The sequence below is a fragment of the Baaleninema sp. genome (genome assembly GCF_049974805.1).
In the GTDB taxonomy this organism is placed as follows: domain Bacteria; phylum Cyanobacteriota; class Cyanobacteriia; order Cyanobacteriales; family Geitlerinemataceae; genus Baaleninema.
This window is the reverse complement of record NZ_JBNGCO010000149.1, coordinates 1-9,007: the sequence shown is the minus strand read 5'-3', so window position 1 is coordinate 9,007 and position 9,007 is coordinate 1. Positions and strand designations below refer to the sequence as shown.

Here is a 9,007-nt window from a genome sequence, read left to right as displayed (position 1 = left end):
ACGGAGACTCGTAGAACGATGAATCCCCCTGCCTTTAGGCGGGGGAGAACGTCAACCAAGATACCGGAGTTCTCGGATGGTTCCCCCAAGACCCTCAAATCGATGAAACCTACGGGTTTAAGGTCGAAGTGTCCGACGGTCGTGGTGGTCGAGATGTTCAGGACTTTGAAGTGACTATCCATCCAGCTTTAGGGGCTATTCGTGGAGCTGTCTTTGAGGACATCAACGGGAATGGCTACCGCGACTCCAATCTCGTTGTAGGAGACTCTCCTAATGTCCTGTTTGTGGTCGATACTTCTGGCAGTATGGGAGGTCGCTCAGTGAATTGGGCGAATCCAGATATAACCCTAGACAATTTCGACAATCGCCCGGTCTCGATTCAAGACCTCCAATGGGCGTCCATGGTCGCCTTAGCCGAACAAATGTCCGTTCAGGGCCGTGGCGATGACGTCAAGGTGGGATTGATGGCCTTCGGCAGTAACGCCCTGACCGATATGGAGGTGGAAACACCGGGCTTCCAACCCTTTATCAACCTGACCCAAGATGACAACGGCAACCAAGTCGCCGATTACCGAGAAGCCATTCAAAATCCTCGTTCAGGAGGAGCGTCAGCCGTAGGAACCTCAGAGATTGCCGTAGCCGCTGGACTAGCCGATAGCTTGCCCGATGATGAGACCCTGAACGTTATCTTCATGTCTGATGGCTTTATTCGCATCGACGAAGAAGCCGTGGCCTCCCTCGGTGAGAAGCCGAACCTTAACCTATCAGCATTTGCCATCGGCGAAACGTCAAACCTTGAGACGATGCAGCAAATCGACCCCAGCGCCTTACAAGTCAGTCGTCCGGAAGACTTAATCAATATCTTTGGAGGCTGGGATGCCAGTTCAAGCAACGAACCCTTCCTCGAAAACGTCACCGTCTACCTCGACCTCAACAACAACGGACAGCTTGACGAAACTGAACCTTGGCAAAAAACCCAACCGAACCCGACCCTCTCCCTAACCGGTAAAAGCGACCCCTATTACTTCAACTTTGAAGGGTTATTGCCAGGAACCTACCCCATCCGACAAGTGGTGCCCAACGGTTACCAAGAAACAACGCCAGCGACGGGTTCGTTCGTCGATACTGTAACCGTCACCGGCGGCGAAACCTTCTCCCATCTATTCGGTCTCCAGACCATCAGCGAGCCAGCCAACGCCGCCCCCGAGTTTCAGACCACTGCCCCCGACGCGCAACTGACAGCCGGAGAACAATGGCGATATTCCGCCCTCGCCCTCGACCCCGATGCCGACCCCATCAGCTACGACCTTCCCCTCGCTCCCCAAGGCGCCTTCGTTGATGCCGAAACTGGTGTAGTGGTTTGGAAACCCCAAGCCGAACAAACAGGACCCTTCGACATCTTACTGCGAGCCCAGGATAATCGTGGCGGGCAGTCAATCCAAGCCTTCCAACTGACCGTAGACGCCCCCAACCAAGCCCCCGTCTTCGTCACCGACGACGCAGCCATCCCCTCCCCTCAAGTGGGCAAACCCTTCGAATTCCAATTCCAAGCCATCGACCCCGACGGAGATGCCATCACCTACAGCTTGGCAGAGCAGTCCTCGAACCGAGTTAGCCTCAATGACAGCGGTCAGCTGACCTGGACCCCCAGTGCCAACGACCTCGGAACACAGCAACTGACCCTAGTGGCCCAAGACCATCACGGTGCCGAAACCCAGCAGGTCTTCCCCCTGACCGTTATTGAAGCCCAGTCCAACCAACCCCCTCAACTCGCCGAATCCCCTGCACCCAATGCTCGCGCTCAAGTGGGGGTTCCCTACACCTACTCCTTGCCAGTTAGTGACCCCGACGGCGATACCCTGACCTACCAGGTGATGACACCCAGTCCAGCCGGATTAGACATCGACGACAGGGGTCGGGCAATTTGGATTCCCACTGCCGAACAATTTGGTCGCCATGACATCGCCATCGAAGTCAAAGACGCCCAGGGCGCAACACAACTCGTCACCTGGACTGTTGACGTGACCCACCAAACCAGCAATAGTGCCCCCGTCATCACCTCAGAGCCGCCTGCTGTCGCGACCTTGGAGCAACCCTATCGCTATCAACTCGAGGCAGAAGACCCCGACAGCGATGCCCTCATCTGGCAGTTAGACAACGCTCCCACCGGCGTCGTCCTCGACCCCCTCAGTGGCGTATTAAGTTGGCAACCGACTGAAAGTCAACTCGGTCAACAGGATTTCACCATCCGCGTCACCGACAGTCGAGGTAGCTTCAGCCATCAGGACATCAGCGTCCATGTCAACAGCACCAACACCCCTCCCGCCATTACCTCAGTTCCCCCCACCGCTGCCGCCGTTGGACAACCCTACCGTTACGCCGTTGATGCCAGCGACCCCGAAGGAGACGCATTACACTTTAGCCTAGGGGAACGACCCCAAGGCATGACCATCGACGAGCTGACCGGAGAACTCCTCTGGGACAGCCCCCAACTCGGCAACCACAATGTCGAAGTGATGGTCAGAGACCCTCTTGAGGGTCTCAACCGCCAGCGTTACCGCCTTGTCGTTGACGAGACGGCCATCAACCAAGCCCCTCGCATCAACTCCAATCCCATCACCGTTGCCGATAGTCAAAGCCCCTATCGCTATGACCTACAAGCCTCAGACCCCAACGGTGACACCCTAAACTACCAACTCCTCGAAGCCCCCGAGGGGATGGAAATCGATGCCCTCACCGGGGAAGTTCTCTGGGAAACCCCTGTCTTGGGAACTCATACCCTTGCCATTGGTGCCAACGATGGACAGTTAGGCGCCGCCCAACGCTTTACCCTGACCGTTGTGGATAACCAACCGCCAGTCATCGAGTCCAACGGCATCCCCAGCCAAGCCGTCCCCAACAGTCCCTACCGCTACGATATTCGGGCCTACGACCCCAACGGAACCTCTCTAACCTACCGCCTCGACGACGACTCCCTAGCCAAAGGCCTAACCCTCGACCCTGCCGGTCGCCTGCGCTGGACCCCCAGCATCGAGGACATTGGAGACCATACCATCAACCTCGACATTGCCGATAGTTCCGGGGCCACAACCCGCCAAACCTTTACCCTAACCGTAGCTGCCGATACCACAGCCCCCAAAGTCGAACTCTTACCCCTCACTCCTCTCTCCCTCAGTGCCGACGAGACCTATCAAGCCAATCTCGGCGATGAGATGCGTTGGCAAGTAGCCGCCACCGATAACGTAGGCGTAACCGGGTTACAGTTGTTCGTCAACGGCGACCCCCTAGTCCTCGATGCCAACGGGACAGCAGTTCTAACAGCGTCGGAAGCCTCGACTTTAGAAGGATGGGCCACAGACGCAGCCGGGAACATTGGCACCGCCACCGTTGCCCTATCGGTCCTCGACCCCAGCGATACCAATCCACCAGTGGTGTCCCTCGACTCAACAGTGTGGGAAACCCCGATAACCAACATCACCGACATCCTGGGAACCGCCTATGACCCCGATGGAACCCTAGATTACTACAGCCTAGAAGTGGCACCGGTGGCCGGCGGTGAGTTCATCGAATTGCTACGGGTTGACGATACCGAGGTCGAAGCTAATTCGACCCTAGGAGAATTTGACCCCACCACCTTACTCAACGATAGCTACCGCCTGCGTTTGACCGCCGTCGATACTGGTGGAAACCTATCGAGGGTCGAAGATATCGTTCATGTTGCCGGTGACTTGAAATTGGGCAACTTCCAACTCTCATTCACCGACCTAGAGATTCCCGTGTCGGGGATTCCCATCTCCGTGACGCGGACGTACGATTCATTAACCGCCAACCAGTCAGACGAATTGGGTTACGGCTGGCGTTTAGAATTCCGCGACACCGACCTGCGGACCAGTTTGCCGAAACCCACGCCAGAACAGGCGTTATTGGGACAGTTGCCCGGATTTGACGAGGGAGACCGAGTGTATGTGACCCTTCCGGGGGGCAAACGAGTTGGCTTTACCTTTGACCCCGAACTTGACCCAATTTCCCAGTTCCTGCAAACACCCGGCGCCAATGCTGGCTTGTATCAACCGGAATTTGTAGCCGACGAGGGGGTCTTTGCCAGTCTGCGCCCGAAGACCGCCACAGCCGGACGTTCAGCGAATTCGACCTTAACCTACAGCAATGGACAGTATGTGCAGTTGGGGACAGGACGACCGTACAATCCCGCTGACCCGGTCTTTGGGGGGTCTTACATTCTGACGACCCGGGATGGGATTGATTATGAAATTGATGGGATAACGGGGGATTTGGTTGCCGCCACAGACCTCAATGGCAACGAGTTGAGGTTTACTGATGACGGTATCTTTAGTGAGACGGGAGTGGCGGTGACCTTTGCACGGGATGCTGAGGGTCGGATTACAGAGATTACGGACCCGGATGGGGAGGTGATTGGCTATGAGTACGATGCGGTGGGAGATTTGGTCTCGGTGACTGACCGGGAGGGGAATACGACTCAGTTTGGCTATGGCGTGGATGAGCGTCCTCATTATCTCGATGAGATAATTGACCCCTTGGGACGTTCGGCGGTGCGCACGGAGTATGACGAGAAGGGTCGGTTGAAGCGGACGTTGGATGTGAATGGGGAAGCGGTTGAGGTTGATTATGACCCTGAGAATTCTCTGCAAACGGTTGAGGATGTTTTTGGCAATCCCACCACTTACGTTTACGACGGACGGGGCAATGTCGTGACGGAAGTTGACCCGTTAGGCAAGAAAACTGAGCGGACGTATGATGAGGATAATAATGTCATTGAGGAAAAAGTGACATTCCTCGATACCAATCTCGAAGGGAACGAAGTCGAGCGTGTTCAGATAACAAGCAGTACCTACGACCAAGACGGCAATCTCCTGAGTCAAACCGACCCCCTCGGTAACACCCAACGCTATACCTATAACGCCTTCGGTCAACTTCTATCGAGTACCAACGCACTCGGTGATACGACATCATATACATTCGACAAGCGAGGCAACGTTCTCTCGAAAACCGATGCTGAAGGTCATACCATTACCTACGAGTACGATGCACAGGGCAATGCCACTCGCATTATCGAAGGTGAGAACGACATCACCCAGTACGAGTACGACGCACGGGGTAACCGCACTACAAAAATTGACGCCGAAGGCAATCGTACAGACTGGACTTACGACCTTCATGGTAACCGCTTGACAGAAACCCAAACCCTAACGAACCGCGTCACTGGCGAAACGCGCACGCTGACGACAACTTGGACTTATGACGATAACGGCAACATTCTCTCCCAACTCAATCCAGACGGAGGTCTAACCCAGTACGAATACGACCATAACGGCAATCAAACCGCCATTATCGACCCCCTCGGTCGCCGCACTGAACAGCGTTATGACGACAAGAACCAGTTAATCGAAACCATCTATCCCGACGACACCCCCGACAATCCCGACGATAACCCTCGACTGAAAACAGAATACGATGCCGCCGGGAACCAAAAAGCAATTGTAGACCTTGCCGGCAATCGAACGGAATATACCTATAACGCCAATAGCTTACCAACCGGTATGATTTTGCCGGACGACACCCCCGACAATCCCGACGATAACCTACGGATTGAGATTCAATACAATCGTGCCGGTCAACTCAACGCCATCGTCAACGAAGCTGGGGAACACACTCAATTCCAACTCGATGATGCCGGACGGATTACGCTGACCCGTAATCCCCTACAACAAGAGGCCAAAACAATCTACGATGCCGACGGACGGGAAATTGCCGTCATCGACGCCGAAGGTCGCCGGACGGAATATCGCTACGATGGTGAAGGTCGCCGCACCCAGACGATTTTCCCCGACGGGACGACAGCCACGACTCAATACGATGCCTTTGGTAACATCGTTGCGGAAACGGATGCTGCTGGACGGACAACGCGCTATGAATACGATGCACTCGACCGGTTGGTAGCCGTGGTGCAGATGCTCGAAGGTCGAGAACTCCGAACGAAATACGAGTACGACGAACTGGGCAACTTAGTTTATCAACAAGATGCCAACGGCAACGAAACTCGATTTGAATTCGATGGATTGGGACGACCAACCGCAGTTGTCCGTCCGTTGGGACAGCGGTTGGAAACGGAGTACGATGCCGTCGGCAACGTGGTGAAGACCGTTGACTTTAACGGACAAGTCCTCGAATATCAGTACAACCCCTCAAACCAACTCACTGCGAAAAATCTCGTCGGAGAGCTTCCCTTCATCTCCTATACCTACGATGCCGCCGGTCGCCTGGATACAGCCACAGACGAACGGGGAACCACTGACTTTGACTATGGACCCCTCGGTCAGCTTCTCTCGCGTACTGAACCCGACCAGACGGAAATTTCTTATAGTTATACCGATGCTGGTCAAGTTGAAACTATGACAACTCCTGCGGGAACCCTATCCTATCGCTATGACGACCTCAACCGTCCCCGACAAGTGGTTGGCTTCGACCCCTTAGAGGTAACGAGTTATCACTACAATGAGGCGGGTCACGTTGAACGGGTTGAATTCCCGAACGGCATTGTCGAAGAACGGAAGTACGACGACTCGAACCGTTTGCAAACGGTGACTCACTCGGCTTCCGATATGACGGTACTGTCGCGTTCGTTGTATCAGTATGACGAGGCGGGAAATCCGGTACGGGTTGAGGAACTCAATGGACGCACGGTTGAATATACTTATGATGACTGGCATCGTTTAACGGAGGAAAGAATTTCTGACCCCCTCAATGGCGATCGAATAATCGCTTACACTTACGATGCGGTGGGTAATCGTTTGAGCCGCGATGATTCTCTCGAAGGTAAGACGACTTACGTGTATGATGACAACGACCGACTGGTCAGTAGCATCAGTAAGGGCATTACCACTCGCTATACCTACGACGAGAACGGGAATTTGAAGGAAGTTGACCTCGATGGGTCTCCTGAAGAAACCCGTTACGCTTGGGATGTGGAAAATCGTTTGATTGGGGTTGAACGCACTGAGGCTGATGGCGAAACTACGGAGGTTGAGTATCGCTACGATGTTAACGGCATTCGCGTTGCCTCTATTGTCGATGGGGTGGAAACTCGCTATCTCGTCGATGCCAATCGTCCTTATGCGGAGGTTATTGAGGAGTACGCAGCGAACGGGGAAACTCAGGCGGCTTACGTGCGCGGTTTGGATTTGATTTCTCAGCAGCGTGGGGATGAGTCTCGATTCTATCTGCAAGACGGACACAGTGGTGTGCGCCTGTTGACGGACGAGTTGGGGGCGGTGACGGATACTTATGAGTATGGGGCGTATGGCGATGTGTTGAGGGCGACGGGGACGACGGAGAATCCTTATCTCTATCGTGGTGAGTCGTGGGATGCCGAGTTAGGATTGCAGTATCTGCGGGCGCGGTATTATGAGCCGGAGACGGGGCGTTTTCTCAGTACCGATCCCTTTGAGGGGATGGTGGAAAGTCCGGTTTCTCGACATCGTTATCTTTATGGCAATGCTAATCCTGTTGTTTTTGAGGATCCGAGTGGATTATTGAGTTTGACAGAAACAGTAGGTAGTCTGACATTATTAGATTATTTAGCAATATCAGCAGTAAGTATTGGAGCGACTGGAATTATTGTATCTAGTACCTCTAGAACCATGTCTCAACGAGGTTGGCCTTGGCAGTGGACTGGATCTTTATCATTGGGTGGGCTTGGAATTGGTAATTTAGGATTTGCTCATCTGACATCTGAATGCTATCAAAGCGGTGGTGTGAATTTAGAAAAAGAGGCTAAGTGGGGTCTGTTTGGAGCGGGAGTTACATTATTCCCATGGGGATCGCTTACCCAAAACGATGTTGTAGTTGTGGCTCGAGTACAAACAGAGCCAAAAGTTTGGCACTTGGCAGGATCTTTTGGTTTTTTAGGGGCAGGAATTACTATTGCATTTGATACTCCATATGACATTGATTTTGGTAGTTCTGCTTTCAGGATGGGACGCGGATACGGAACTGCTCTGAATGGAGGAATTTCAAGGGGATTTGATGTTAATTTTGGCGGCATTTTTGGACGAAGTTTTCCAGTGAATAACATAGGAGATTTCCCACAGCCTTGCACAAATACTCCCAACTAAAAAATAGTAACTCTCAACTCAAATCTAGATCGTGAATAACTTTTTTCATCTTTTTTACTATCCCAGCCCGTTCTATATAGCCCTTTTTATGCCATGTATAATGGATGGTTTGGCTTTTAGCGAGTGGGATAAAAAATTGGAGAATTTTCAAGACTACAGTACAAAAAAACGGATAGTAGCAGGTCTATTAATGGTTGTTCAAGACATATTTTTTTTGCTCTTTCTGGTCATAAAGTCTGTAGTGAATTTATTCGATATTCCTTATGAAAGCTATTTTGATAATGCAGCTATTGCGTTATCCTACATTTACTGTGCTTTTTATCTTGCTTTTCTATTAATAACTTTATACGTGGCTAAGAATGAAAATGAATAATCCAGGGTCTTCTGGATTTGTGATGATGAATATAGCCTAGACTACAGAAATTTGATGGAGTAAATGGGGTGGAAACTCGCTATCTCGTCGATGCCAATCGTCCTTATGCGGAGGTTATTGAGGAGTACGCAGCGAACGGGGAAACTCAGGCGGCTTACGTGCGCGGTTTGGATTTGATTTCTCAGCAGCGTGGGGATGAGTCTCGATTCTATCTGCAAGACGGACACAGTGGTGTGCGCCTGTTGACGGACGAGTTGGGGGCGGTGACGGATACTTATGAGTATGGGGCTTATGGGGAGGTTTTGAGGGCGGCGGGGACGACGGAGAATCCTTATCTTTATCGTGGTGAGTCGTGGGATCCTGAGTTAGGATTGCAGTATCTGCGATCGCGGTATTACGAACCGGAGACGGGGCGTTTTCTCAGTACTGACCCGTTTGAGGGGATGGTGGAAAGTCCGGTTTCTCGACATCGTTATCTTTATGG

General features: G+C 52.6%; 4 protein-coding genes. 3 read left to right on the top strand and 1 reads right to left on the bottom strand.

Translation table 11 applies throughout. The annotated features are described in order from the left end of the window. Window positions 1–182 (bottom strand): hypothetical protein (locus ACP5D4_RS19665; protein WP_428013310.1); only part of this gene is annotated, 182 nt, incomplete at its 3' end. Here ACP5D4_RS19665 and ACP5D4_RS19660 point away from each other — a divergent pair. The 3 genes from ACP5D4_RS19660 to ACP5D4_RS19650 all read left to right on the top strand — a co-directional run. Next, window positions 171–8,150, top strand: a complete 7,980-nt coding sequence (locus tag ACP5D4_RS19660; protein ID WP_428013309.1) for a putative Ig domain-containing protein — start codon at window positions 171–173, stop codon at window positions 8,148–8,150. The two genes, ACP5D4_RS19665 and ACP5D4_RS19660, sit on opposite strands and share 12 nt — an antisense overlap. 100 nt (window positions 8,151–8,250) lie before the next feature. Next, entirely contained in the window at window positions 8,251–8,523 is a 273-nt protein-coding gene (locus ACP5D4_RS19655) for a hypothetical protein (protein WP_428013308.1), read from the top strand. Between the two features lie 68 nt (window positions 8,524–8,591). Continuing rightward, a partial coding sequence (locus tag ACP5D4_RS19650) for an RHS repeat-associated core domain-containing protein (protein WP_428013307.1) occupies window positions 8,592–9,007 on the top strand: 416 nt, incomplete at its 3' end.

Bases quoted from the DNA above. Each gene is read 5' to 3' on its own strand.
- ACP5D4_RS19655 (WP_428013308.1), top strand. From the start codon at position 8,251: ATGGATGGTTTGGCTTTTAGCGAGTGGGATAAAAAATTGGAGAATTTT.